This window comes from Flavobacterium foetidum (genome assembly GCF_004634245.1).
GTDB lineage: Bacteria > Bacteroidota > Bacteroidia > Flavobacteriales > Flavobacteriaceae > Flavobacterium > Flavobacterium foetidum.
In genome coordinates, this window is record NZ_SJTF01000001.1 from 44,264 (window position 1) to 70,620 (window position 26,357).

Below are 26,357 nucleotides of genomic sequence, written 5' to 3' on the forward strand. Positions count from 1 at the left end.
ATTTCTTTTTTGAATAATCAAAATTCTTTTTCTCGATAATAATTGATCATCAAGTCTATAAACTTGCTGTAGCTTTCCATTCCGTCTTTTTGATTATTCGATTTTAAGAAATTGTCGTACAGAAAATGAAAACCTTTATCAATAAAAGTGTCGTATTTATTCCAGAAATCCTGACTTTCCTGATAATTTTTGAGAATTCCTGGATTTACTTGTTTTTTTAAAACCTCGAAGACTTTCTCATTTTTAAATTTCCAGATGCCCAGACAATAACGCAAGGCAAAACTATATCCAGAATACTGAAAATATAAATTATCGTTTTGTACACAAGCCAAAACGCCTATAAAATTGCATTCGTTCTCACTTGCAAAACCAATCTGATGCGCCATTTCATGAGAAGTAGTAAGCGGAAACGAGTACATAGGCAATAAGCCGTTTACCTGAGCTTCATTGGTAAACGGATTTAAATAACCTCCAAAACCCATATAAGTCAATGGCACACTGAACAATGATTTTTTAACGTTTAAGGTTTCATATGAAAAATAAGAATGCTTTTTAGCTAAATTATTGTACCCGTTTAAATTCAACTTAAAAACTTCTTTCTGAGAATACGGCAAACTGATTTTTTGGCTTTTGTCTTTTGTGATTTTAAACTGAATTTCGTTGGTCCTTGTAATAAGTCTTTTCGTAAAAGCTAATAGGTCGGCATCAGTATATTCTCTTTTAATTTCCATTTTTTGATAAAGAGGTATGCGATAGTAGTTGAAAGCCCATAACAGATGAAAGAAAAAATAAAAAACAGAAATTTTGCCTAAGATTTTTAACAAATGATTTTTCCAATCTGTTTTCCAAGTTTTTCTTATGCTCCAAAACCAGCTGATTATGGATAAGATTAAAATAGCGTAAATGCAGTCGCCAACCGAAAACGGAATTTTGCCCAATACAGTTCTAGAAAAATGAGAAATTCTCACAAACAAATTATTGCTGTAAAAGCCTTCGACAAAATCTGGAAAAAACGGAAGTATTTTATAAAAAATGATTTGTACTAAAAGAAATAAGGGTAAAATGTATTTTGATTTCACAGTAATTTTTTTGGATAAGTAAATATAAAAAGAAGTTAGCCACAAATTGCACGAATTTTCACTAATTGATTAATTAGATAGAACTTTGGAACCATTATAATTTGCGCTAATTTGTGAAATTCGTCGCAAAAAAGTGTTTAAACTTTGTAACTTTGAAGCTCTTAATTGTTAAACGTCAAACAAAAATATAATGAGTCAAGAAATAAGAAATCTGGAGCCAAAAGCACTTTGGAATAAATTTGCAGATTTGAATGCTGTTCCGCGTCCTTCAAAAAAAGAAGAGCGTGTAATTGAGTTTATGAAAAACTTCGGAAACAGTTTAGGTTTAGAAACTTTTGAAGATGAAATCAGAAATGTAATCATCAGAAAACCAGCTACTCCAGGAATGGAAAACCGTAAGCCTATTGTAATGCAAGGACATTTGGACATGGTGCACCAAAAAAATGCAGATACGGTTTTTGACTTCGATACACAGGGAATTGATATGTATGTCGATGGCGACTGGGTTCGTGCTCGCGGAACAACGCTTGGTGCCGATAACGGGTTAGGGGTGGCCGCAATTATGGCAATCTTGGAAAGCAAAGATATTCCGCATCCAGCAATAGAAGCCTTGTTTACAATCGACGAAGAAACAGGAATGACGGGGGCATTAAACCTTAAAGGAGGCATTCTACAAGGTCAGATTTTATTGAATCTGGATACAGAAGAAGATGATGAAATCGATATTGGATGCGCAGGTGGGATAGATGTAACTGCAACTCGAAGCTACAATGCCGAAGAGGTTCCAGAAGGCTCTGTTGGATATACTATTACTGTAAAAGGTTTGAACGGAGGGCATTCAGGAATGGATATTCATAAAGGTTTAGGAAATGCAAATAAAATCATGAATCGTCTACTTTTTGACGGTTTTGAAAATTTTGGACTGCAAATTGCCGAAATAAATGGAGGAAGTTTGCGAAATGCAATTCCGAGAGAAAGTGTTGCAAAAGTCATTATTTCTGAAATGTTTGACGAAGCGTATCTTTTTGATATGCAGGAAATAATCAACGATATCAAAGCCGAATTTAAAACTACAGAGCCAAATCTAGTTATCGAAATCGTAAAAAGCGATCTTCCTGAAAGTGTGATGGATTTAGGTGTTCAGGAAGGAATCATCAGAGCCATTTATGCTGCTCATAATGGTGTTTATAGAATGAGTGCCGATATGGCCGATTTGGTTGAAACGTCAAACAATATTGCTAGAGTAATTATAAAAGACGGCGAAATTTCAGTAGGATGTTTGACTCGTTCTTCGGTAGAATCTTCAAAATTTGATTTGGCAAATGCGCTGCGTTCTACTTTTGAACTTGTGGGTTGCGAAGTGGAACTTTCTGGTTCGTACCCAGGATGGACGCCAAATGTAAATTCTGAGATTTTGGATACTTTGGTTGGAATATATGAAAAACAAAACAACGAAAAACCAAAAGTGGTAGCTTGTCATGCTGGCTTAGAATGCGGCATTTTAGGAACCAATTATCCTGAAATGGATATGATTTCTTTTGGACCAACAATTCACGGCGCACATTCTCCAGATGAAAGAGCGAGTATTGTTTCTTCTCAGAAATTCTGGAAATTTTTATTGGAAATTCTTTCGAATATACCATCGAAATAGTCCCAGTTGTCAGTCATGGTTTTCAGTTTCTTTTGAGACTGAAAACTAAGATTGTGGCTGAATATCTGATTTCCTGGTAACAAAAGGCATTTTTTAAATTTTATGCTGCATCTTTTTCGTAGCCTTCATAATAATAGGACTGTTTAATTCCTTTAAAGATAATTTCCGTATTGTTAACATCATCTGTTAGATTCTCTTGTAATAAAGTTCTTAATTCTAAGTCATTAATCGGACTTCTGTCCATTGATTGTAAATAAAAAATTTTGTCAACGAATTGCCCTATGCCTATTGCCGAAATCCGTTGTAGTAGCTGTTAGCAGTAGCTTTTTTTATTTATTCAGTTAATCTATTTTGGATATCCATTCTTTCATGTAAAACTCTCACAATCTCAATTTCATTTTTTTTGTCTTTTTTGAAGAAAATTAAATGTGATTTTACTTTTGAATATTTATAAGATTTTCTAATTTTTCCGAAGTCTCGAGCCATTTCAAAATTCTGTGCTATGTATTCAATTTCGTCAAGAATTAAGTTGTAATATCTATCTGCTTGCGCAACAGACCAATTTTCCGCAGTATAAACCCAAATGTTGTTAATATCTTCCAATGCCTTTTCACTAATTATGTACTCTGTCATTATTTTTGAAAATTAGCTTTAAGCATTTCAAGATTTTTATTGCGGTCAAAATTTCTCACTTTAGCACTTTTTTCTCCAATTTTTAATTCATTGATTAGAGATTTTGTTTTTAATTCTTCTTGTTCAAATATCCTTAAAGCAGTTCTAACTACTTCGCTAACAGAACTATACTTTCCTGTGGCAATCTGTTCATTGATAAAATTTTCAAAATATTCGCCTAATAATATTGATGTATTTCGTGCCATAATTTTTTATATCAAAGATACCAATAGTTGGTATTAGATTCAAGTTTTTCTCGTTTTTTGCGTAAAAGTTACTGCAAACGTTCTCGCATTACACACAGTTTGGGATTAAATTAAGCCTATTCTTCGTTTTGCCACCCGAGCGACAGCGAACGGACGAAGTAAATCATACCAAATATAAAACCATGTTTGCATTAAGCCAATTGCCCAAATCCGTTGTAGTGACTTTTACCAGCAGTTTTTTTTGTACTTATTTCTTAATTTAGTTTCAATTTTCCGTTTCTACTTTGTCGTTAAATTCATTTTCTTCTAAAAGAATTTATTGAATATTAAACATATTGAAAGCGTAAAAAAAAGAAATAGAGAAACTAATAAAGTTAAGAATTTTGGAAAAGTTTGTTGCTCATATAGATTTAGTTTTCTTGTCAATTTAACTCCAATTAAAGCTAACAATAAAGAAACAACAATTATTAAACTTAGAATTAAGTATGAATTTTCATTTGACCTGATTTCGTTAAATTCTGGAATTGAAAAAATGAGACAAATTTCGGAAATACAATAACAAATAAAAAGCAAAATATTTTTTTCAGAATTTCCCGTTTTATTCTCTTTATTGGGCAATAAGCTAAGATTAGCTAATATGTCTAGAATTTCCGAAATCATAATTTTAAAGTTCTTTTCTGTTAATATTGCTGGTGACATTTTCGCGCTACACGCAGACTGGGATTATGCATTATTAAAATTTTCACCATATGTGTTTGAATGTTTAATTATTTCATCATAAACAGAACCTCCAAATAAAAAAACAAAAATTGTTACAATATATACAATTAAAAAGAACTATTTTAAGTTACAATTTTCATGTTTTATTAATTAAATTTTAGCCTTTTAGCTGTAAAATTACCACCCTTTTGTATATATAGTCGCTACAAAGTAGTCGCTATTGTGTAGCGCATTTTGGAACAAATATAAAATAATATTTTTATTACAAAATAATCAAAATGACTTTTTATTAGTTGAATACTTTTGGTAAAAACATTATAAACTAAGTCAGTTTTTTTAAACATTATATAAAATTCAAAATCCCTGACCACTTTTAGTAATCAGGGATTATTAATTTAGTTTCTATTAATAAAGAATTTGGATGCTTTAATTTCGTTTCAAGACCTTGTATTGTTCGTAACAAGCGCTGATGGCATCCATGATCTGAAGGTCGTTTGCTGATTGAATAAAAGCATCAGAATAATTGCAGCGATGCATGATTTCAGGAATTTCATCTTTTGTTATTCCTAACAAGACTGCCACGGTTTCGCGATCGTATTTTGATTCTAAAAGCGTACGAACCGTATCGTCTTTTTTCATCTCTTTTAATTTCTTGAGCTCTTTTCCATTTTTTCCAAAGAAATTATAAAGCATATCGGCGGGGTTGAAAATAGAGCCGAGGACTTTTCCAAAAGCATTTGGAGCATATTCTCCGGCTTCATATCCTTGTGTAAGTCCAGAAATGCTGTATCGGTAGTTTTCTTTTGTCGGAATCAGTTTAGAATCAATTTCCAGATAACCGGTTAAGCTAAATGGCGCGATTACGACTTCTTCAAGCGCAATTGCTTTTTCGGTAAGCTGAATTCTGGTCACTTTGTTTTTTATCCAGTCATTGGTTACCCTGATTCTCAGCGATTGAAAGCCTAAAATAGAGAAATGAAGCGTGTCATTGACCTGAACATCTATTTCAAAGTATCCTTTTTCATCAGATTTAGCACCACGCACTTTATTGGTGTTAATGATGTTTACACCAGAAAGAGGCTGTTTACTGTTGTCGTTAATAATATAACCCGAAACTCTTTGAGGAACACTTGGCTGCGTTTCTTGCGAAAAGCCCATGTTTGCTAGAAGTATAAAAAAGAAAACTGCGAAATATTTCATATCCTGATTTAAAGCTCTAAAAGTAGTAAATCGGGATTAAATATCTCGTAGTCTTGGAATTTAATTATAAGAAAATTAACAATGGCCAACTCGTATTGTTTGAATTGCAAAGCTCCTTTAAGAAATTTAATGCATTGTATAAAAAAATCCCAATTTCCAAGTATGTTTGGATTTTGGGATTTTGTACTTTAAGAAATTAAGATTGTTAATCTCTTCTAGATCTTCTTGGTCTTGGGCTATCTCCGAAGTTTTCAGAACGTCTTGAGCTTCTTTCAGAACCTCCTTCGTTTCTCGAAGATGAGTTTCTAAAACCGCCTTCTCTTCTAGAAGACGAGTTTCTGTCTCCTCTAAAACCTCCTTCTTTAGAACCAGAATTTCTGTCGCTTCTAAAACCGCCTTCGCGTCTAGGAGCAAAGTTTCCGTCTCTTCTAGAAGAATCACGTCTTCCGCCACGGTTGTTGTGGTCGCGTCTTCCTCCGCCGTCATTTTTAGAAATTTCAACATTAATACGACGTCCTTCTAATTGAACGTTGTTTAAAATATCCATTACTTTGTCTGTATGTTGCGGATCTGTGTTGAAGAATGAGAAGCCTTCTTTTACATCAACTTTGAAAACGTCGTCGCGTCCTAGGTCTAAAGTTTCTTTTAGGTAATCTTTTAATGACATCCAGTCGAAGTTGTCTCTTGAACCGATGTTTACAAAGTAACGAACAGCGCCGTTATTGTTGAATTCTCTTCCTTCAGAATCGCCTCTTTCACGTCTGTCGCCAGCAGATTGAGTAGAGATATCTCTGTTCTTTTTGTAATAAGTAATAAAACGGTTAAATTCTACTGAAACCATTTTCTTAATCAATTCTTCTTTAGATAAATCTTCCAGAACATTATTGATCGCTGGTAAATAGTTGTCAATTTCGTGATCAACCTCAGTGTCTTTAATCTTGTTAGCTAAATGCAATAGCTGAATTTCGCAGATTTCAATTCCTGATGGAATAGATTTTTCTTGGAATTTTTGTTTGATGATTCTCTCGATAGAGGAAATTTTACGCAATTCGCTTTTTGTAACGATTACGATAGAAGTCCCTAGTTTTCCAGCTCTACCAGTACGACCAGAACGGTGGTTGTAAGTCTCGATTTCATCAGGCAATTGGTAGTTTACAACGTGAGTTACGTTATCAACATCAATACCACGTGCAGCTACGTCTGTAGCCACAAGCATTTGGATTTGTCGTCCGCGGAAAGATTTCATTACACCGTCGCGCTGCGCCTGAGATAAATCTCCATGCAATGCAGCCGCGCTGTACCCATCTTCGATTAATTTCTCAGCAATAGCTTGTGTGTCTCTTTTGGTTCGACAGAAAACCACAGAGAAAATATCTGGGTTAGCATCTGCTAAACGTTTTAGAGCTTCGTAACGGTCACGAGCATTTACTAGATAAAATTCGTGAGAAACCGTAGAAGAACCAGAATTTTTTGTTCCTACAGTAATTTCTAATGGGGCGCTCATGAATTGTTTTGCAATTCTAGCAACCTCTTGCGGCATAGTTGCAGAAAACAACCAAGTGCTTTTTTCGTCTGGAGTATCTGATAAGATTGATACGATATCATCATAAAATCCCATGTTTAACATTTCGTCGGCCTCATCAAGAACACAGTAATCTATGTTTTTAATGTTTACCAAACCTCTGTTAATCATGTCTTGCATTCTTCCTGGAGTTGCCACAATAATTTGTGCTCCTCTTTTTACTTCTCTTGCTTGTTCTGTTATACTAGCTCCTCCGTAAACTGCTACCACATTAATACCTTTTTCGTATTTTGAGTAGTTTTTAAGTTCGTTAGTAATCTGTAAACATAACTCGCGTGTTGGCGATAAAACTAATGCCTGTGTATTTCTGTTGTCAGCATCAATTTTTTGGATTAACGGAAAACCGAAAGCTGCCGTTTTCCCTGTCCCTGTCTGAGCCAACGCAACCATATCCGTGTCTTTTTCCAATAATAGGGGAATCGCCTTTTCCTGTACCTCTGACGGATTTTCAAATCCTAGATCTAAAATCGCCTTCAGTAACGATTCATTCAATCCTAATTGTTCAAATTTGTTCATATGTATTTTTAAAATAGGGTGCAAAATTACTGTTAATTATTCAGATAAACTAATGCTTATTTAATAATTATATATTTGTTGTGATTTGATTATCAAAAAGTTACGTTTTTATTAAAATCATTTTTTGCACAATCGTCATAAATTAAACAAAAAAAACGTCGCAAAATCTAAAAAATCATCCCTAAATTGTTGTATTTTAAACAATTATTTTGTGCTATTCAGAAAATCAATTAGTTGCTTGACAGCTTTTCCGCGATGACCAATTTTATTTTTTGTTTCTAAAGGCAGTTGTGCAAAGGTTTCGGCGAAATTTTCTGGCTGAAAAACGGGGTCGTATCCAAAACCATTTGTTCCTTTTTTTTCGGTTATGATTTTTCCCTTCGCAATTCCGGTAAATAAAAAATTTTTTCCATCTAGGTTTAAAGCAATAACGGTCTTGAACTGGGCGCTGCGATTTTCTTCATTTTGCAATGCTTGTAGAAGCTTGTCCATATTATCATCGGCATTTTTCTGTTCGCCTGCATATCTTGCGGAGTAAACACCCGGTTCTCCATTTAGTGCCGTTACTTCTAGTCCGGTGTCGTCTGCAAAACAGTCATAGCCATATTTCTGAGTTACATAATCGGCTTTCAGGATTGCATTTCCTTCAATAGTTTCTGCCGTTTCGGGAATATCTTCATGACAGCCTATTTCTTCGAGACTTAATATCTGAATACTTGCGGGAAGCATACTTTGAATTTCGGCTATTTTATTTTTATTGTTTGATGCAAAAACGAGTTTCATTTTCTTTTATATTTTAAGGTGATTTTTTCGATAAGGGAAATGCATAAGATTCCAAATGTGTAAGCCAGTATATCACACCATAAAAAGCCTTGGCCTAAAACGTAACGTCCAAAAAGTGTCTGCCTTAATTCGATAATCCATGCGTCCTGATAAAGTTGCAAAAACTCAATACTATAACAGATTAAAAGCGAAAGTAGTATTACAGACAAAACATTTTTTGCTGGAAATATAATCCGAACAAATAAATAAATCATGATGGCATAAAGGAAATCTCCAATCCATAATGGCACGAATGAAATTTTTCTTGAGAGAACGCCAGTAAAAATAGTCAGTACAAAAAAAATGAAATATTGGATTCTGGATTTCTTCAAGATGAGTTGAATTAGAAAATTAATGCATTTTTGGTAGTGTAAAAATACAAAGAATCAGATAGGTTTACTTTATTTCATAAATTTATCATCTTAACAACTATCTAAACAAAAAAATAACCACATGATTGCAAGATTTTTTATTCCATTTGTTGCTTTGCTTTTGGCGACAAATAAAGGCCATTCGCAAAAAGAAAAAACGTTTAATGTTCAAAAGCAAATTGATTATTGTGCAACTCAGGCCTCAAAAACATTAGAAGTTATTCCAAACGACGGCACTTCTCCTAGAACAATTCCCAACGGAAGTTTGCAATGGAAATTCGTAAATTACAAGGACTGGACTAGCGGTTTCTGGCCTGGAGAGTTATGGTATTTATTTGAAGCGACAAAAGATAAGAAATGGGAAAAAGAAGCCGATAAATTTACTCGTTTCTTGACGCCCTTGTCTGTCACAAAAGCTGCAGATCACGATTTGGGCTTTCAGGTTTTTAACAGCTTCGGAAACGGATATCGTTTGACAAAAAACAAACAGTACAAAGAGGTTATTCTTAAAACAGCCGATACTTTGGCAACGCTTTTTAATCCGAAAGTGGGCACAATACAGTCTTGGCCTCATAATAAATTTGGCGGTCATAACACTATTATTGATAATATGATGAATCTGGAACTGCTTTTTTGGGCTTCTAAAAATGGAGGCAGTAAAAAACTTTACGATATTGCAGTAAAACATGCCGAAACAACGATGAAGAATCATTTTAGACCGGACTATACTTCTTATCATGTTCTGATTTACGATTTTGAAACTGGAAAAAAAATAAAGGGACAGACGGCTCAAGGCTACAGCGATGAAAGCATGTGGGCGCGCGGGCAGGCTTGGGCTATTTACGGATTTACAATGGTTTATCGAGAAACAAAAGATCCTAAGTTTTTAGATTTTGCTCATAAATTGACAAGAGTTTATCTAGATAGATTGACGACAGAAGATTTGGTTCCGTATTGGGATTTCAATGCTCCCAATATTCCGAATGAACCAAGAGACGCATCGGCTGCCGCGATAGTTTCTTCGGCACTTTTAGAATTAAGTTCTTATACGAAAGACAAAAAACGTAAAAGTGAGTATCTGCAAAAATCGAAAAAAATGATTGTCTCTCTTTCAGAGAACTACCAGAGCCGTGATGTTAATTCTGCATTTTTACTCCATTCAACCGGACATAAACCTGCCGGAAGCGAAATAGACTGCTCAATAAATTATGCCGATTACTATTATCTTGAAGCGCTTTTAAGGCTTCACAAAATAAAATAGTTGTAACTCGTTGGGTGAAATTATTTTCAACACATAGAAACATAGTTTAACTAAACTTAAAAAAGGCGTTTCACTAGTCTAAATGCCCATAGTTTAGCTATGTGTGGAAACTTGTTTGTTCCATTTTCTTTTTTCGGCACAAGAAACTATGCTTCTATGTGTTAAAATGCTTTTATTTTTTAATTACACCCAACGGGTTAGTTGTAAAAAGAAAGTGCTGCAAAAACGCAACTCTTCTTTATAAGCTTTTTAGAAGCAAAATAGCTGTAGCGATGGTAGTCTAGAAATATGTTTCGTCTTTAGGTCTTTCTTAATTTTGTTGAATTTTCGATATGATTTTTTAATTCAGATATAAAAAAAAAGAAGTAATTTTAGAAAACATTTTCAATTATAAAACAGTAAGAAATGAGCAGAAAACTTATCAAAATCTTTTTTGCAGTTTCAATTATAGTATTGATGACAAGCTGCAAAAACACCAAACAGAAACTTCAAGAATTTGTTCCGGCTTATAATGCTGGCGCTTCAGGTTTTAAAGCGCCACATGTTACGCTGACAACTGCAAGAGGATATCTAAAGGATAATAAAATTGAACTTCGTTTTGAAACCGATTTGGAACAAAATGAGGCAAATAAAAAAGAAGCCGAAAAAGTTTTTCCAGATGTGATGAAAGAACTGAATCTTAAAAATCCAGCCTTCAAGGAATTGGTAAATGAAGGCGTTCGGTTTGATTTATATTATTTGGCTGCCGATAATACTGTTTTTATAAAAGAAATTGTCACCAAAGAAACTGTTTCAGAACATTTAAAAGAATAATTGGCTGTAAAACAGACAGAAAAAATATTCTTACATTTAAAAAAGTCTCACTGATTTGCATTAGTGAGGCTTTTTGCTTTTCGGAACATTTTTTTGCTACAAAACATACGTTATGATTCTTACATTTTTTAAGTTTTTGTGCCTCTAATTGTTTTAAATTCAAATATTTATATCGTGTTTTTTGTGAATTATTATTGTTTTTATCTTATAAGTTTATTATGTTTGAGTTAAAAAGTAACCTAAAAACCAAAAATTTATGAAAAAAATTACCCAAATCGCATTTGCATTTGCTTTTGCATTATTCTTGGTGAGCTGCAAAAATACCAAACAGAAAATTCAGGAGCATGTTAGCAATTACAACAATTCGTCTTCGATAAAAGGTCACGGAATCACAAGTACGGCAGCCAAAGCTTTTTTAAACGACAACAAAATCGAAATCAGAATTGAGACAAATCTCGAAGAAAACGATGCCAACAAACAAGCTTATAAGGAATCTTTTCCTGATTTGCTGAAAGAAATGATAAAAAACAATCAGATTTCAGCAGAATTAATCGATGAAGGAGTAAGTTTTGATGTTTATTTTTTGGCCTACAATAATGTCATTCTTGCCAAGCAATTAGTAGACAAACAAGAATTAGCTGTTTTAGAAGGAGCTAAGGAAGAAAATAAAGAAACTGCAAAACTTTAATATGGTATAAAATTACACTTAAAAAAAAGCCTCTTTTTAAAATCTAAAGAGGCTTTTTTTTTAAGAAAACTGAGTGACGTTTTTCAGATTATCTGGGAAATAACTATCAGACAAATTGGCAAATTCGTCTCCACGCATAAATATATTGATATCGACATCTGCAAAACTGCTTTTACCTGCAGCGGCCAAAAGTTCGTTTGCGGCATGAAGCGTATTTTTATGGAAATGATACACGCGGTCCGATTTGTCTGTTACGACAAGACCTTTCATAAGCATCTTGTTTTGGGTGGCAACTCCAGTTGGGCATTCATTATTATGACAGCGCAATGCTTGAATACATCCTAAGGAGAACATAAATCCTCTTGCGCTGTTGCACATATCGGCTCCAAGCGCTACAGCATGTAAAATAGAATAACCAGAGATAATTTTACCGCTTCCAATGATTCGCATTTTATCTCTTATTCCTAGTCTAACCAAAGTCTTGTTGACAAAAATTAAGGCAGGTTCAAAAGGCATTCCGACACCATCGGCAAATTCAAGAGGAGCCGCGCCGGTTCCGCCTTCGGCACCGTCAACGGTAATAAAATCAGGATAAGTGTCTTCATTGATCATTTCTTGGCAGATTGCTTCAAACTCGGCAGTATTTCCAATGCACAATTTAAATCCGATTGGCTTTCCGTTGGACAAGTCACGTAATTGCTTAATGAAATGAATGAGTCCCTTTGCATCAGAAAAAGCATGATGACCAGGAGGGGAAAGAATCATGGTATGAGGCACAACACCTCTTATTTTTGCAATCTGTTCGGTATTTTTTGCGGCCGGAAGCACACCTCCGTGACCTGGTTTTGCACCTTGAGACAGCTTGATTTCAATCATTTTTACGTTTGGAAGATTTGCTTTTTCGGAAAACTTCTCTGGGCTGAAATTTCCTTCGGCATCACGGCAGCCAAAATAGCCAGTACCAATCTGCCAAGTAATATCGCCGCCTCCTTCAAGATGAAAATCGGTTAAGCCTCCTTCTCCCGTATTTTGGTAGAAATTTCCTTTTTTTGCACCAATATTGATGGCGCGAACGGCGTGCTCGCTCAAGGAACCGAAACTCATTGCAGAAACATTAAATAAGGAAGCAGAATAAGGTTGTTTGCAGTCTTTTCCGCCAACAATGACACGTGGCAGCTCCTCATTTACTTTTGCCGGAAATATAGAATGTTTTATTCCTTCGTAATTCTCGGTATTTAAGTTTAGTTGTGTTCCGAAAGGAGTGCTTGAGTCAATATTTTTGGCTCGTTGATAAACCAAAGAACGCTGATTTCTAGAAAATGGTTTTCCGTCGGTAGATCTTTCAATAAAATATTGCTGAATTTCTGGTGCAATCATTTCAAATAAATATCTGAAATAGCCCAAAACTGGGAAGTTTCTTAATATAGCATGTTTTTTTTGTGAAGCATTATACAACCCTACAACCAATAATATTGGCAGGATAATTACCAATAGAAAGCCCCGATTGGTGTAATAATAAATTGTAAGAACAATTAGAAACAATAAGAATCCGTAAATAAAGAATTTTTTTCTCATGTTTTTAGAACAAATTTGATAGGTAATAAATGCGATAATTTAGTTGAATCGTAAACGCACATAAACGTGCTTGATTCCTTTTTTGTCTGACTCTCTTTCATCTATTTCGAGAATATCGGTCAATGATTTTAGCATTGGCGTAAGTTTAGAATAGCCGTAATTTCGGGGGTCAAATTCAGGTTTTTTCTTTACAATAAGGTTTCCGACATCGCCTAAGAATGCCCAGCCATCATCATCTTCAATATCTTCAATTGTTGCTTCGATAAGCTCGATTGTTTGTTTGTCTACTTTGTGAAGTGCTTTTTCAGCTGGTTTCTCGACAGGTTTCTTAGTATCTGCAGCAGTAACTTTCGGTTTTTTCTTCTGAATTGCGCCATCCAGCACCTCAAGGTAAATAAATCGGTCGCAGGCAGCTATAAAAGAGTTTGGTGTCTTCTTTTCACCAATGCCAATTACTTTCATTCCCGATTCTCTCAGTCGAACAGCCAAGCGGGTAAAATCGCTGTCGCTGGATACAATGCAGAATCCATCGAGTTTTCCCGAATAAAGCAAATCCATAGCGTCAATAATTAAGGCAGAATCTGACGAATTTTTTCCAACGGTATAACTGTATTGTTGTATAGGTGTAATGGCATGTTCAAGCAGAACTCCTTTCCAGCCGTTGGCGTTAGGTTTTGTCCAATCGGCATAAATTCGTTTTGTGGTAGGCGTTCCGAGTTTAGCAATTTCCTCCATCATTCCCTTTACATTGCTGTAAGGTACATTATCGGCATCTATCAGAACGGCCAGTTTTAAATCTCTAGAGTTGGTCAACGGCATTTTGTAGCTATTAAAAATTAGGTAATCTCAAAGTTAGAATTAAAATTGGTTTTTATAAGAATTGAATGATGAATAAGTGATTAAGGATGCATTAATTATTTTCATTATAAATAAGTAGAATGGTTGTAAAATTTAATTAAAGATAAATTTGTCTTTTATAGAAAAAAGAAATACATTTGTATCAAATTAATCAACTGGTGTATGTTTTCTAAAGCGTGTGAATATGGAATTAGAGCCTCTATTTTTATTGCGACGAAATCCTCTAAAGGAATTCGGGTCGGCATAAAAGATGTGGCGAAAGAAATCGATTCGCCCGAACCTTTTACGGCCAAAATTATGCAAATCCTGACCAAGAACGGAATCATTCATTCTGCAAAAGGAGTAGGAGGAGGTTTTGAAGTTTCTGCAGAAGCATTAAAAACTATAAAACTGATTCAGATAGTAGATGCAATCGATGGCGACAAGATTTATAGAGGTTGCGGCATTGGGTTAAAAGAATGCTCAGAAGAACATCCTTGTCCTGTTCACTTCGAATTTAAAAAAATACGCGGTCTGCTTTTAGAAATGCTTTCCAAAACAACTTTAGAGCAGTTGGCTCTTGGCGTAAAATCAGGAGATTTTTTTCTTAAAACATTGAATACAAATTAAATTAAATACATATCAAAAATGAATACACAAACCAAAATTGCTGCATTGATCCTAATGGGATTTCTAACAATTACTTCATGTGGAAAAAAAGAATCTGGACAAGTTGGAGAGCCAGCAGATACAACAGAAACGTCTACAGAAGGAGAGGCGGCACCAGTTACATCAACAGCAGAAAATGTTTTAGTTATTGAAGGAAACGACCAAATGCAGTTCAACACCAATGAGCTAAAAGCAGTTGCCGGAAAACCGATTAAACTGACATTGAAACATGTTGGAAAAATTCCGAAAGAAGCAATGGGGCATAATTTAGTAATCTTGCAAGAAGGAACAGACCAAACAGCCTTCGCTTTAAAAGCAAATGATGCCAAAGCAACTGATTATATTCCGGAATCTGAAAAAGCCTCAATTATTGCTCACACTAAATTATTAGGTGGAGGCGAAGAAGATACTATCGAATTTACAATTGATAAAAAAGGATCTTATCCGTTTGTATGTTCTTTCCCAGGCCACGTTGCCATGATGAAAGGTGTTTTGATTGTGGAGTAAAAATAGCAAAAACTCTAATCTCAGGATTGGAGTTTTTTTAAAAACTAATAAAAGATAAAATTGTCTTTTATTGAATAATAAGTAAAGATGAAAAGAGAAAAAAAATTATGGATAGTCTTTGCATTAGTGATGATTGTCTCTTTTGCGGTTCTTGGTTATTATGGGTATGAAATTTACCAGCAGGCACCGCCTGTACCCAAAGAAATTGTTTCGGATTCGGGGAAAGTTATTTTTTCAGAAGATGAGATAAAAGACGGACAGAATATCTGGCAAAGCATTGGTGGTCAAGAAGTAGGTTCTATCTGGGGACATGGCGCTTATGTGGCTCCCGATTGGACAGCAGACTGGCTGCACAGAGAGGCGCTTTTTATACTGGATATTTACGCTAAGAAGGATTTTAATAAAAGATATGAAGAACTTGATGACGAAAAGCAATCGGCGCTAAAAATTCGTTTGCAGAAAGACCTTCGAGCCAATCGTTACAATGCAGATACAGGCATTTTGACGATTTCTGAAAACCGAGTTACCGCAATAGAAAATTTGAGCGAATACTACAGTGGTCTTTTTACAGATGATCCTCAATTTGATAAATTGAGAGAAGAATACGCCATTCCGAAAAACTCGATTACAGATGTGGAAAGAATGCATAAAATGAATGCTTTTTTCTTCTGGGCAACTTGGGCAACGGTAACCAATCGTCCTGATGCAGACATTTCCTATACACACAATTGGCCATCAGATGAATTGGTTGGGAATACCGCAACTACAGAACTTTTGGCATGGTCGGGAGTAAGTATTATTCTATTGATTTTAAGTGTTGGAATCTTGGTGTTTTATCACGCTAAATCTGGCGAGGACGAAGAGTTTCCGTTGCCGAAAGAAGATCCGCTTATCAAGCAAGGCAAAACAAAATCAATGGGATTGGTGACCAAATATTTTTGGATCGTGAGCTTGCTGATGGTTCTGCAAATGGTCTTCGGAATCATAACTGCGCATTACGGAGTAGAAGGAAATGGTTTATACGGATTTCCGATTGATAAAATACTTCCGTATGCTGTAACGCGTACATGGCACACACAATTAGCGATTTTCTGGATTGCAACCGCTTGGCTGGCGACAGGATTGTATATTGCTCCGGCTGTTTCTGGAAAAGATCCTAAATTTCAATGTTTTGGCATCAATTTCTTATTTATTGCTTTATTGACTATTGTCTTAGGTTCAATGCTTGGGCAATGGTTTGGCGTAATGCAGAAACTAAATCTGGTTCAAAACTTTTGGTTCGGGCATCAAGGTTATGAGTACGTCGATTTAGGTCGTTTCTGGCAGATTTTCCTTCTCGTAGGACTGTTTTTATGGTTGGCGTTAATGGTTCGCCCGCTGCTTCCGGTTTTAAAGAAAAAAACCGAAGAGAAAAACCTCATTATTTTGTTCCTAGTCTCTTGTTCTGCAATTGCAATGTTCTACGGAGCCGGACTGATGTGGGGAAGACAAACCAATTTAGCAATTGCAGAATATTGGAGATGGTGGGTAGTTCACCTTTGGGTTGAAGGATTCTTTGAAGTGTTTGCAACCGTTGTCATTGCGTTCTTATTCGTTCGTTTAGGGCTATTAAAAACGAAAACAGCGACTTTAAATGTGCTTTTTGCTACCATTATTTTCATGTTTGGAGGTATTTTAGGGACCTTTCATCACTTGTATTTCTCAGGAACGCCAACAGCTATTATGGCTTTGGGAGCAACATTTAGCGCTTTAGAGGTGGTGCCGCTGACTTTAATAGGATTTGAAGCCTATCAAAACTATAAAATCTCAAAAGCAACGCAATGGATTGCCGATTACAAATGGCCGATTTACTTTATGATTGCTGTGGCTTTTTGGAATTTCCTCGGTGCTGGAATCTTCGGATTCATTATTAATCCGCCAATTGCATTGTATTATGTGCAAGGTTTAAATACAACGCCTTTACACGGACATACTGCTTTGTTTGGAGTTTACGGAATGCTCGGAATTGGCTTGGTGCTTTTTGTGCTGAGAAGTTTATACCGTAATGTAAGCTGGAATACCAGACTGCTTAAAATCACTTTCTGGTCTTTAAATATTGGTTTATTTCTGATGGCGATTTTAAGTCTGCTTCCAATCGGAGTTTGGCAAGCAATTGAAAGCATCAATCACGGAATGTGGTATGCGCGTTCATCAGAATTAATGCAGCAGCCTGCCATGGTCACTTTAAAATGGCTTCGTGCAATTGGAGATTCAATCTTCGGAATCGGATTTATTACAATGGCTTGGTTTGTATTTGAACTGACATTAAAAAACAAAAAATAAAAACAAATTTAATATTGATTATCATGGAAAACTTAAAAAACAAAACAATAGGATCATTTGTGGCAGAAGATTTTAGGACAGCCGCTGTTTTTTCTAAATATAAAATTGACTTTTGCTGCAAAGGAAATCGCACTGTAAACGAAGTTTGTGAAAAACAGCATATTGATGCGGATGTTTTACTGGAAAATGTGCTTCAGGTGGTACAATCTGAAAACAATGGAAGCATCGATTTTAATTCATGGCCTCTAGATTTGCTGGCAGATTATATAGAGAAAACTCATCACAGATATGTAGAAGAAAAAACACAGACATTGCTGGCTTTTCTAGATAAACTCTGCAAAGTTCACGGAGCCAATCATCCTGAATTGTTTAGGATTAATGAATTGTTTACAGGTTGTGCCGGAGAATTGGCGCAACACATGAAGAAAGAAGAATTGGTTTTGTTTCCTTTTGTGAAAAGAATGACAAAAACCAAAGAAACTGATGGAATCTTGCACCAGCCTTCTTTCGGAACTGTTTCTAACCCCATTGCAATGATGATGCACGAGCATGATAATGAAGGGGAACGCTTTAGAGAAATTGCCGAGTTGACCAATAATTACACACCACCAGCAGATGCGTGCACTACGTACAGGGTCACTTTTGCAATGCTCAGAGAGTTTGAAGCAGATTTGCACAAACACATTCATTTAGAGAATAATATCTTGTTTCCAAAAGCTGTTCTACTCGAAAAGGAATTTGTTGAAGTAGAACAATAAATCTTTATTGTTTTAACAATGAGTTTTGCTCAAAAAGTAAAAAACATATAGTTAAGTTTTAAACCATATAAGTGATATAAGAAATGATAAGTTTTGCTCAAAAAGTAAAAACATATAGTTGAGTTTTAAACCATATAAGTGATATAAGAAATTATACGTTTTGCCTCAAAAAGTAAAAACATATTTACGTTTTAAAACCATATAAGTAATGTAAGAAATGATAAGTTTTGCTCAAAAAGTAAAAAACATATAGTTAAGTTTTTAAACCATATAAGTATAAAAGAAATTATACGTTTTGCTGAAATGAACTTATATTACTTATATGGTTTTATCTAATTTTATATGTTTAAAATTGCACAATATGAATTCTCAAAAAGCCTGGATACTCTGCTGTTTTTTTAACTTTCTGATTGCCTGCGTTTTTGGATTAGTGATGCGGTTTATGTATCTCTTTCCGTTAGATTTTCTAAACTACAGCTTCATGCTTCATGCGCATTCGCACGTAGCCATGTTAGGTTGGGTGTATATGATTGTGTATGTTTTGATCGTTCATTTTTTTATTCCAGAAGGAAAAAGACAGAAACCTATCTATAATCGGTTGTTTTGGCTGACGGAGTTTTCGGTAATCGGAATGATGATTGCTTTTCCGATTCAGGGATATGCTTTGTTTTCGATTATCTTTTCAACCCTGCATATTTTACTGAGTTACGTCTTTTGTCGTTTGGTTTGGAGAGACAGTTCAAGAGATGACGCATCATCGCAAAGGCTTTTATTGGTTTCGATTCTGTTTCTGATTTTATCGACGTTAGGTGTTTGGTGTCTCGGGCCAGCTGTGAGTACGTTAGGCAAACAAAGCGCTTTTTACCAGATTGCCATTCAGTTTTTTCTGCATTTTCAATTCAATGGCTGGTTTATATTGGCCATTTTAGCCTTGTTTATAAAACAATTCCATGATAAGATAGACGCATTAAAGTTTAAGAAATTTTATCTTTTGATGATTATTTCCACGCTCTTAACGGTTTGTTTTCCCGTACGGTGGTTCGTACAGAATAGTATTCTAAGCTATAGCAATGCATTGGGCGTTTTAATTCAGTTAGGAGCTTTTATTTATTTTTATCAAATGCTCCAGTCGCAAATTCATTATTTCAAAAGCACTTTAGACAAAACCACCAAAAAAGTCTACGGTTTGGCTTTGTGTTCTTTATTGCTGAAGGTCGCAATCCAATTACTTACTTTTTTTCCAGATCTTGCTGAGGTTTCTCATCAAATACGGAATTTTGTAATTGGTTTTATTCACTTGACCACCTTAGGAATCATAACCGGATTTTTGTTTGGAATTCTGCTTCAGAACAAAATGATTTCTGCTCATTCTTCAACACTAAAAATAGGAGTGAAGTGTTTTATTTTAGGATATATCCTCACGGAAGTTTTGTTATTTGTACAAGGATGGTTTTTCTTTTTTGCAGAAGGAAGTGTTCCAGGATATTTTCAGAGTATTTTGATATTTAGTATTCTTTTGGTCTTGGGATTGGTTTTGATAATGAGTTCAATAATTAAACGAAAATCATATTGTGATAGTAAGTAAGTCTCCGCGAACGGCATATTTATAGCAGAGGGATGAAGATATTGTAAAGCTTCGGAGAAGCGGAATATTTATAGAAAACGTTTGACGAAGATAAAAAGCTCCAGCGGAGCGATATATTTATACAATCATATTAGGATTATAATTTGTTAACCTGATAAATATTTCGCTCCGCTGGAGCTTTCTATGTAGATGCCTTAGATTTTTCTATAAATATTTCGCTTCTCCGAAGCTTAACTTGGCTTCTTATATAAATAAAACAAGAGCCGATTTTATCATAAATCTGCTCTTGTTTTCAACTAATAAAAAAATTAAAACTAAATTTTTCCTGCTTCCTGATTTATTGTTTCTATCGTTTTTTCATTATTAACACCTAAACCTTCCTGTTGAAACACCAATTCTCCTTCCTCATTAAAAACACTTATAATATTTGAATGCGAAAAATCTATTGGCGAAATCTTTTTATAATTAACGGCTAAAACTGCGGCAAATTCACGAGTATTTTCTTCTGTAGAACGCAGGAAAGTCCACGGTTCCTGATTCATATGATTTTCAATTGCAAAAGTTTTGAGCCTTTCGGGCGTGTCGGTTTTAGGGTCGATACTCACCAAAATCAGTTTTACGTTTCGTTTGGTGTTTTTATCAAGTTTAGATTCAATATCGCGCATATCGGCTACTAATCTTGGGCAAGCCGCTTTGCAGCTGGTGTAAATCATTACCATCACTAAAACATTGCCTTTAAAATCTTTTAATTCAATATTTTTTCCATCTTGTGTTGTCCATTTAGAAGGCAGATTGTAAATTGATAAATCGCTGATTTCTTTTTTGCTTTCTGGTTTGATTTCTTTCTTATCGTTGTTCTTGCAACTGTATAGCGAGAATAAAAGAGAAAAAACGATCAGTATTTTTTTCATTGTTAATTCGTTTAAATTAGATTTTAGGTTTTGTCGAGCTTGCGCATCTAAAACCAAGATTTCGTGTAGAATACTGCGCTTTGAGACTGCCTCTAAAAGCGTAGCGCATAAAAGCCGCATAATCCATTAAATCGGTTGCGTTTACTGAAGCGCTTCCGCAGAATAAGTTTTTATCAGTACTTTTATCTTTTCTGGATTCTCCCGACAGAAAAATACTGTTGAAGTCTGCTGTCCATTCCCAAATCAGGCCGTGCATATCATAAATCCCCCAGTAATTTTTAAAAGTCTGTCCGATTGGGTTTTCGTAGGTTTTGGATTTTTCATACCAAGACAAAATATATTCGTTAAATTCTTTTTTGGTTCGGGCATCTGTTCTTTTTTCATCTGCCATCGCAGCATATTCCCATTCATCCATTGTTGCTAAACGTTTTCCTTGGCATTCGCAATATTTTTTAGCGGCAAACCAAGACACGCTGGTAACAGGCGATTTCGGATGGGCAGTTCCCAAATCATAATCGCTTTTCCAGTATGACAAATAACTCTTTTCTGCAAAAATCCTTTTGATTCTAGATTTGCTGTACTCCGGATTTTTTTTAACGAATTTTAGAAAATCACTATTTGTAACGGGGTAAATATCCAAATAAAAAGAAGGCACAAAAACAGGTCTTTTGGAGGAGGCCCCGTAAAGAGGGACAAACGAACCCTCTTTTACGTGAACCATTCCAGCTTCCTGCGCCTGCAGTATTCCAGCAGACACAAGGAAAAAAGTAAAGATGAAAATGTTTTTTTTCATACTGAAAAAATTGCTGTTATCGTAAAGCTTTGACCATTTCAGGCGTAATTTCTGTTTTGTTATTGCCCCAGCTGCTGTATATATAAGTTAAAACGTTTGCAATTTCGTCATCAGATAAATTCTGAGCAGGCATAACGTTGTTGTATTTTTTGCCGTTTACTGTAATCTCTCCGGTTAAGCCGTGTAAAATAGTTTTGATGGCACGTTTAGAATCGGCATTTAAGTAATCTGATTTTGCCAAAGGAGGGAAGGTACTCGGAATTCCTTGTCCTTCAGATTGATGGCAAGCAAAACAAGTGGTTCCGAAAATTTCTTTACCAATTTTAATCTTTTCATTAAGTGTTCTTTTGGGCACAGTGGCTTTTGCTGTCGAATTTCCTGGCATTTTCTGGATTGTTCCTCCCTCTGGCAGATAAATGCCTTCTTGGATTGTTCCAGAATAAATGTTTTTATTTTCATTGCCTTCCACTTTCAGCATTCCTAACGCACCTTTATTAAATGCTCTAAAAATTGAGTGATCAACCAGAATAAAAGTTCCAGGAGTTTCAACTTTAAAATCTACAATTGCTGCTCCTCCTGCCGGAATCAAAGTGGTCTGAACATTTTTATTGATTGTACTGCCGCCTTCAACATGTACATTGTCGAATATTTCACCAATTACGTGGAAAGAAGAAACCAAATTAGGTCCTCCGTTACCCACAAATAAGCGTACTGTTTCTCCGACCTTAGCAGTCAGTTCGTTTCCGTTGGTCAAAGAGCCTACTTTTCCATTAAATACTACATAATCAGGAGTTTCCTTAACCGCTTTGTTCATGTCAAACGGCTGAAGACCTTTTGCGCCGTATTCACCTTGAGTGTAAAAATCGCCTTGCATTACATAATATTCCTTGTCTACAGGCGGAAGCCCGCCTTCTGGTTCCACCAAAATCAATCCGTACATACCGTTGGCAATATGCATTCCGACAGGAGCAGTAGCGCAGTGGTACACATATAACCCGGGATTGATTACTTTAAAACTGAATACTTTTTCATGTCCCGGTGCCACAAGAGAAGAAGTCGCTCCTCCGCCTGGTCCTGTTACAGCGTGCAAATCGATATTGTGTGGCAGTTTATTATCGGGATGATTTTTGAGATGAAATTCTACTTCGTCACCCACTCGAGTTCTGATGAAACTACCTGGAACAGAACCGCCAAATGTCCAGTACGTATATTTTACGCCATCAGTCATGGTGCCTTCCTGTTCTTTAATTTCCATATTGAGTTTGAGCTTCATGGCTTTTCGGTCGCCAACTGGCTTAGGTACAAAAGGTGGTGCAGTAAGTTCTGCGTTCATTTCGCCATCAGTTGTAATATCTGTATAATTTACAGCTTCATCTTTTTTGCAGCTTGCTAAAAAAAGTGTCATAAAAAGCACAGCTATAAAAAAAAGCATTTTTGTCGGAATAATGTTTTTCTTGTTCATAATCCATTGGTTTTATTTAGTTTATTTTGATTCAAAAATAAAAGACTAATTTGTCTTTTATTATGATAAAAGTCATGATTCGATTTTTATTATTCTTTTAAATTTAATTTTAAGGCTAAGAAAAACTCAATTTACAGAGCTGGCAATACATGCCTGAATATTTTTTAATAAAAATAAATGAGGGTCTGAATTTTAGAATAATAATGATTATTTTTGCACGCTGTTTACATTAAAATTATTACTACAACTATATTATGGTAAAAGATTTATTCGAAAGAATTCAAGAAAATAAAGGACCTTTAGGGAAATGGGCTTCGCAGGCAGAGGGGTATTATGTTTTTCCAAAACTGGAAGGAGAATTAGGTCCTAGAATGCAGTTTCACGGAAAAAACATCTTAAACTGGAGTTTAAATGACTATTTAGGGTTGGCAAATCATCCAGAAGTTCGTAAAGCAGATACTGATGCGGCAGCTCAATTTGGGGCGGCTTACCCAATGGGTGCGCGTATGATGTCTGGTCACACTACGTATCATGAGCAGTTAGAAAACGAACTGGCATCTTTTGTAATGAAAGAGTCTGCTTATTTATTGAATTTCGGTTATCAAGGAATGGTATCTATTATTGATGCTTTGGTTACTAAAAACGATATTATTGTTTACGACGTAGATTCGCATGCTTGTATCATTGATGGTGTTCGTTTGCATATGGGTAAACGTTTTACCTACAAACATAATGATCTTGAAAGTATGGAGAAAAACCTTCAGAGAGCTACAAAAATGGCTGAGGAAACTGGAGGCGGAATCTTATTCATTACCGAAGGAGTATTCGGAATGCGAGGTCAACAAGGTAAACTTAAAGAAATCGCAGCCTTAAAGAAAAAGTACAACTTCAGATTATTAGTTGATGATGCTCACGGTTTTGGAACTCTTGGTAAAACAGGAGCGGGAGCAGGAGAAGAACAGGGGGTTCAAGATGATATTGATGTTTACTTTTCTACTTTTGCAAAATCAATGGCCAATATCGGTGCTTTCGTAGCTGCAGATAAATCAGTAATCGATTATTTAAAATATAATTTGCGTTCTCAGATGTTTGCAAAAGCGTTGCCTATGATTCAGACAATTGGCTCATTAAAACGTTTGGAGCTTTTGCGTAATTCTTCAGAGATCAAAGACAAGCTTTGGGAAAACGTAAATGCACTGCAAAACGGATTAAAAGAAAAAGGATTCAATATCGGAGATACCAATACATGCATTACGCCAGTTTACTTAGAAGGAAGTATTCCTGAGGCAATGGTAATGGTGAACGATTTAAGAGAAAATTACGGAATCTTCCTTTCTATTGTGGTATACCCGGTTATTCCAAAAGGAATTATTTTATTGAGAATGATTCCAACGGCTTCACATACCTTGGCAGATATCGAAGAAACTCTAGCTGCTTTTGAGGCTATCAGAGAAAAATTAGTAAACGGAACTTACAAAGAAATTGCAGAAAAAACTACAGTTGATGTTTCGTAATTCCTAATCAAAATAAATTTCCAAAAGTGGGAATTATGTAAAAAAAATCCATTCTTTTTACGAATGGATTTTTTTTATTTGAAGTAACTTTATTTCATAATCAACAAAATAAAATGAAAAAAATATGAAAAAAGTACTAACCCTAACAGTAATTGCTTTGTCGATTTTTACATCATGTAAAAAGGAAACAACCACGACAGAGCCGATTCAAATTACACCAAATCCGCCAAAAGAGGCAGAGATTTTGGAGCCTGCAGGAGATCAGTGTTATGCTTGGAGAGCTAATGGAAATGTTATCGAACTGAGTTTTAATGTAAATTCACATCAAGAAGTAAACGGGAAACTGCGTTATGATTTAACAGGGAAAGATAAAAATGAAGGAACCCTTATTGGAAATATGAAAGGTGATACGCTAATTGGAGATTATACATTTTCCTCTGAGGGTGTTTCGTCGGTAAGAGAAGTAGCTTTTCTGCAAAAAGATGGCATGCTTATTGAAGGATCTGGAGATGTAATTGCTTCTAATGATAAAGTGACTTTTAAAGATAAATCAAAATTAAAATTTGATCAGAAAAATACTTTAACAAAAGTAGATTGCAAGGTAGAATAATTCAATTTTGCCTTTATAAAAAATCCATTCGTTTGGGGGCGAATGGATTTTTTTTTATGTAATGAGACTAAGCACTAAAAAAATGCTGGCCGAATACTATAGCATTAAAGATTCTTCAGATAAGTTTTTCTTTGGCAGTGAATAATAGGGTCAAAGTTTTTCCAAAGCAAGTGAATCGCATTGTTTTCTAACAACTCGGGAGTTCTGATGCAGTTTCGAATTCCTTTTTCTGAGAAAGTCTTATAATATTCATCAAATATAATTGCTGTGACACCCTTATTCTGATACTCAGGCTGAATTCCGATTAAGTAAAAAACAACATCCTTGCTGTGTTTTTTTGCTTTAAGCAAATGAAGAAATCCAAACGGAAACAATTTTCCTTTGATTTTCTGTAAAGCTTCGGTAAAACTTGGCATTACGATGCTGAAAGCGATTAATTTATCATTTTCATCAACCACAAACTTAATATACTCCGGGTTTATAAAACTGATGTATTTCTTTTTGAAGTATTCTTTTTGTATATCAGAAATTGCTACAAAAGAAGCGAGTTTGGCATAAGATTCATTAAACAAATCAAACATTTTATCCACATGAGGCATAATGTCTTTTGTTTTGGTAAAAGTAAGCGCTCTTAAGCCATAACGCTTTTTGATTAATGCCTGTGCTTTCTGGAAAAATTCTGGTTTTACATTCGAGAAAGGAAAGATGCTTTCGATATATTGCTTTTCGACTACAAAGCCTAATTGCTCAAGATGCGTAACGTAATACGGATGATTGTACCACGTAATCATAGTGCCGACTTGGTCATAACCTTCGGTTAATACTCCGACTTTATCTAGATTTGAGAATCCCATTGGGCCTTCTGCATGCTCTAGATTGTGTTTTCTTCCCAGTTCAAAAACCTTTTCGAGCAATGCTTTTGTTACTTCGATATCATCGATTACATCAAACCAGCCAAAACGAACCTTTCTTTTGTGCTGATTATTAACTTCAGACCAATTAATAATAGCCGTAATGCGCCCTACGATTTTATTGTCGCGGTACGCTAAGTAAAAATAAGCCTCAGCATTGTCAAATGCAGGGTTTTTGGTTTTATCAAAAGACTCTAATTCGTCAGCAATTATTGGAGGTACCCAATACGGATTATCCTTATATAGTGAAAAAGGGAATTTAATATATTCGGTTAATTCTTTTTTGCTTTTGGCTTCTTTAATTGTAATCATTAAGATTGAA

At 35.2% G+C, this 26,357-nt stretch carries 25 protein-coding genes; 11 read left to right on the forward strand and 14 right to left on the reverse strand.

The window, feature by feature from the left end; translation table 11 throughout:
• Window positions 1-17: 17 nt before the first annotated feature.
• On the reverse strand, window positions 18-1,079 hold the full coding sequence (locus E0W73_RS00160) for a DUF3810 domain-containing protein (protein ID WP_135220065.1): 1,062 nt from the start codon (window positions 1,077-1,079) through the stop codon (window positions 18-20).
• Window positions 1,080-1,269: 190 nt separating this feature from the next.
• Here E0W73_RS00160 and E0W73_RS00165 point away from each other — a divergent pair, with 190 nt between their 5' ends.
• Entirely contained in the window at window positions 1,270-2,730 is a 1,461-nt protein-coding gene (locus tag E0W73_RS00165) for an aminoacyl-histidine dipeptidase (RefSeq protein WP_135220066.1), read from the forward strand.
• A 100-nt stretch (window positions 2,731-2,830) separates the two neighbouring features.
• Here E0W73_RS00165 and E0W73_RS00170 read toward each other — a convergent pair whose 3' ends face one another.
• The 7 genes from E0W73_RS00170 to E0W73_RS00200 form a co-directional block, all read right to left on the reverse strand.
• The gene (locus tag E0W73_RS00170; RefSeq protein WP_208730520.1) at window positions 2,831-2,974 is read right to left on the reverse strand and encodes a cell filamentation protein Fic; all 144 of its coding nucleotides are present in this window, start codon (window positions 2,972-2,974) and stop codon (window positions 2,831-2,833) included.
• Window positions 2,975-3,063: 89 nt separating this feature from the next.
• A complete protein-coding gene (locus tag E0W73_RS00175) occupies window positions 3,064-3,363 on the reverse strand; it encodes a type II toxin-antitoxin system RelE/ParE family toxin (protein ID WP_135220067.1) in 300 nt (99 codons plus the stop codon).
• The gene (locus E0W73_RS00180; RefSeq protein WP_135220068.1) at window positions 3,363-3,608 is read right to left on the reverse strand and encodes a type II toxin-antitoxin system ParD family antitoxin; all 246 of its coding nucleotides are present in this window, start codon (window positions 3,606-3,608) and stop codon (window positions 3,363-3,365) included. The genes E0W73_RS00175 and E0W73_RS00180 overlap by 1 nt, the downstream gene beginning before the upstream one ends.
• Window positions 3,609-4,754: 1,146 nt before the next feature.
• On the reverse strand, window positions 4,755-5,528 hold the full coding sequence (locus tag E0W73_RS00185; protein ID WP_135220069.1) for a carboxypeptidase-like regulatory domain-containing protein: 774 nt from the start codon (window positions 5,526-5,528) through the stop codon (window positions 4,755-4,757).
• A 205-nt stretch (window positions 5,529-5,733) separates the two neighbouring features.
• Window positions 5,734-7,626: a DEAD/DEAH box helicase gene (locus E0W73_RS00190; protein ID WP_135220070.1), complete on the reverse strand. Its 1,893-nt coding sequence runs from the start codon at window positions 7,624-7,626 to the stop codon at window positions 5,734-5,736.
• A gap of 204 nt (window positions 7,627-7,830) precedes the next feature.
• Window positions 7,831-8,409, reverse strand: a complete 579-nt coding sequence (locus E0W73_RS00195; RefSeq protein ID WP_135220071.1) for a non-canonical purine NTP diphosphatase — start codon at window positions 8,407-8,409, stop codon at window positions 7,831-7,833.
• A complete protein-coding gene (locus E0W73_RS00200) occupies window positions 8,406-8,780 on the reverse strand; it encodes a ribosomal maturation YjgA family protein (RefSeq protein WP_244248403.1) in 375 nt (124 codons plus the stop codon). Before E0W73_RS00200 ends, E0W73_RS00195 begins: the two co-directional genes overlap by 4 nt.
• A gap of 121 nt (window positions 8,781-8,901) precedes the next feature.
• Between E0W73_RS00200 and E0W73_RS00205 the strand changes: the two genes are divergently transcribed.
• The 3 genes from E0W73_RS00205 (at window position 8,902) to E0W73_RS00215 (ending at window position 11,581) form a co-directional block, all read left to right on the forward strand.
• On the forward strand, window positions 8,902-10,080 hold the full coding sequence (locus tag E0W73_RS00205) for a glycoside hydrolase family 88 protein (protein WP_135220073.1): 1,179 nt from the start codon (window positions 8,902-8,904) through the stop codon (window positions 10,078-10,080).
• A 405-nt stretch (window positions 10,081-10,485) separates the two neighbouring features.
• Window positions 10,486-10,893, forward strand: a complete 408-nt coding sequence (locus E0W73_RS00210; RefSeq protein WP_135220074.1) for a hypothetical protein — start codon at window positions 10,486-10,488, stop codon at window positions 10,891-10,893.
• 256 nt (window positions 10,894-11,149) lie between these two features.
• Window positions 11,150-11,581 (forward strand): hypothetical protein, encoded by a 432-nt coding sequence (locus E0W73_RS00215; RefSeq protein ID WP_135220075.1) that lies wholly within the window; start codon window positions 11,150-11,152, stop codon window positions 11,579-11,581.
• 60 nt (window positions 11,582-11,641) lie between these two features.
• Here the strand turns inward: E0W73_RS00215 and E0W73_RS00220 are convergent, their stop codons facing one another.
• Both E0W73_RS00220 and E0W73_RS00225 read right to left on the reverse strand, forming a co-directional pair.
• On the reverse strand, window positions 11,642-13,156 hold the full coding sequence (locus E0W73_RS00220; RefSeq protein WP_135220076.1) for an FMN-binding glutamate synthase family protein: 1,515 nt from the start codon (window positions 13,154-13,156) through the stop codon (window positions 11,642-11,644).
• 39 nt (window positions 13,157-13,195) lie between these two features.
• Window positions 13,196-13,975, reverse strand: coding sequence for an NYN domain-containing protein (locus E0W73_RS00225; protein WP_135220077.1), 780 nt, complete (start codon window positions 13,973-13,975; stop codon window positions 13,196-13,198).
• A 201-nt stretch (window positions 13,976-14,176) separates the two neighbouring features.
• Between E0W73_RS00225 and E0W73_RS00230 the strand changes: the two genes are divergently transcribed.
• The 5 genes from E0W73_RS00230 to E0W73_RS00250 all read left to right on the forward strand — a co-directional run bounded on the left by E0W73_RS00230 (window position 14,177) and on the right by E0W73_RS00250 (window position 19,834).
• Window positions 14,177-14,623, forward strand: a complete 447-nt coding sequence (locus tag E0W73_RS00230) for an RrF2 family transcriptional regulator (protein WP_135220078.1) — start codon at window positions 14,177-14,179, stop codon at window positions 14,621-14,623.
• An 18-nt stretch (window positions 14,624-14,641) separates the two neighbouring features.
• Window positions 14,642-15,169: an azurin gene (gene azu / locus E0W73_RS00235; RefSeq protein ID WP_135220079.1), complete on the forward strand. Its 528-nt coding sequence runs from the start codon at window positions 14,642-14,644 to the stop codon at window positions 15,167-15,169.
• An 87-nt stretch (window positions 15,170-15,256) separates the two neighbouring features.
• Entirely contained in the window at window positions 15,257-17,491 is a 2,235-nt protein-coding gene (locus E0W73_RS00240) for a nitric-oxide reductase large subunit (protein WP_135220080.1), read from the forward strand.
• Window positions 17,492-17,514: 23 nt separating this feature from the next.
• On the forward strand, window positions 17,515-18,249 hold the full coding sequence (gene ric / locus E0W73_RS00245; protein WP_135220081.1) for an iron-sulfur cluster repair di-iron protein: 735 nt from the start codon (window positions 17,515-17,517) through the stop codon (window positions 18,247-18,249).
• A gap of 361 nt (window positions 18,250-18,610) precedes the next feature.
• Window positions 18,611-19,834: a hypothetical protein gene (locus E0W73_RS00250; protein WP_135220082.1), complete on the forward strand. Its 1,224-nt coding sequence runs from the start codon at window positions 18,611-18,613 to the stop codon at window positions 19,832-19,834.
• 314 nt (window positions 19,835-20,148) lie between these two features.
• On the opposite strand, the gene E0W73_RS00255 is transcribed toward E0W73_RS00250, so the two are convergent.
• The 3 genes from E0W73_RS00255 to nirK are packed head-to-tail and all read right to left on the reverse strand — an operon-like array spanning window position 20,149 to window position 23,000.
• Entirely contained in the window at window positions 20,149-20,745 is a 597-nt protein-coding gene (locus E0W73_RS00255) for an SCO family protein (protein WP_135220083.1), read from the reverse strand.
• Between the two features lie 16 nt (window positions 20,746-20,761).
• The gene (locus tag E0W73_RS00260) at window positions 20,762-21,538 is read right to left on the reverse strand and encodes a formylglycine-generating enzyme family protein (protein ID WP_135220084.1); all 777 of its coding nucleotides are present in this window, start codon (window positions 21,536-21,538) and stop codon (window positions 20,762-20,764) included.
• A 16-nt stretch (window positions 21,539-21,554) separates the two neighbouring features.
• The gene (gene nirK, locus E0W73_RS00265) at window positions 21,555-23,000 is read right to left on the reverse strand and encodes a copper-containing nitrite reductase (RefSeq protein WP_135220085.1); all 1,446 of its coding nucleotides are present in this window, start codon (window positions 22,998-23,000) and stop codon (window positions 21,555-21,557) included.
• 254 nt (window positions 23,001-23,254) lie between these two features.
• Here nirK and E0W73_RS00270 point away from each other — a divergent pair, with 254 nt between their 5' ends.
• Both E0W73_RS00270 and E0W73_RS00275 read left to right on the forward strand, forming a co-directional pair.
• Window positions 23,255-24,514, forward strand: coding sequence for an aminotransferase class I/II-fold pyridoxal phosphate-dependent enzyme (locus E0W73_RS00270; protein ID WP_135220086.1), 1,260 nt, complete (start codon window positions 23,255-23,257; stop codon window positions 24,512-24,514).
• A 124-nt stretch (window positions 24,515-24,638) separates the two neighbouring features.
• Entirely contained in the window at window positions 24,639-25,124 is a 486-nt protein-coding gene (locus E0W73_RS00275; protein WP_135220087.1) for a hypothetical protein, read from the forward strand.
• Window positions 25,125-25,228: 104 nt separating this feature from the next.
• Here E0W73_RS00275 and E0W73_RS00280 read toward each other — a convergent pair whose 3' ends face one another.
• Complete coding sequence (locus E0W73_RS00280; RefSeq protein ID WP_135220088.1) at window positions 25,229-26,347, reverse strand: GTP cyclohydrolase; 1,119 nt, start codon at window positions 26,345-26,347, stop codon at window positions 25,229-25,231.
• Window positions 26,348-26,357 lie beyond the last annotated feature (10 nt).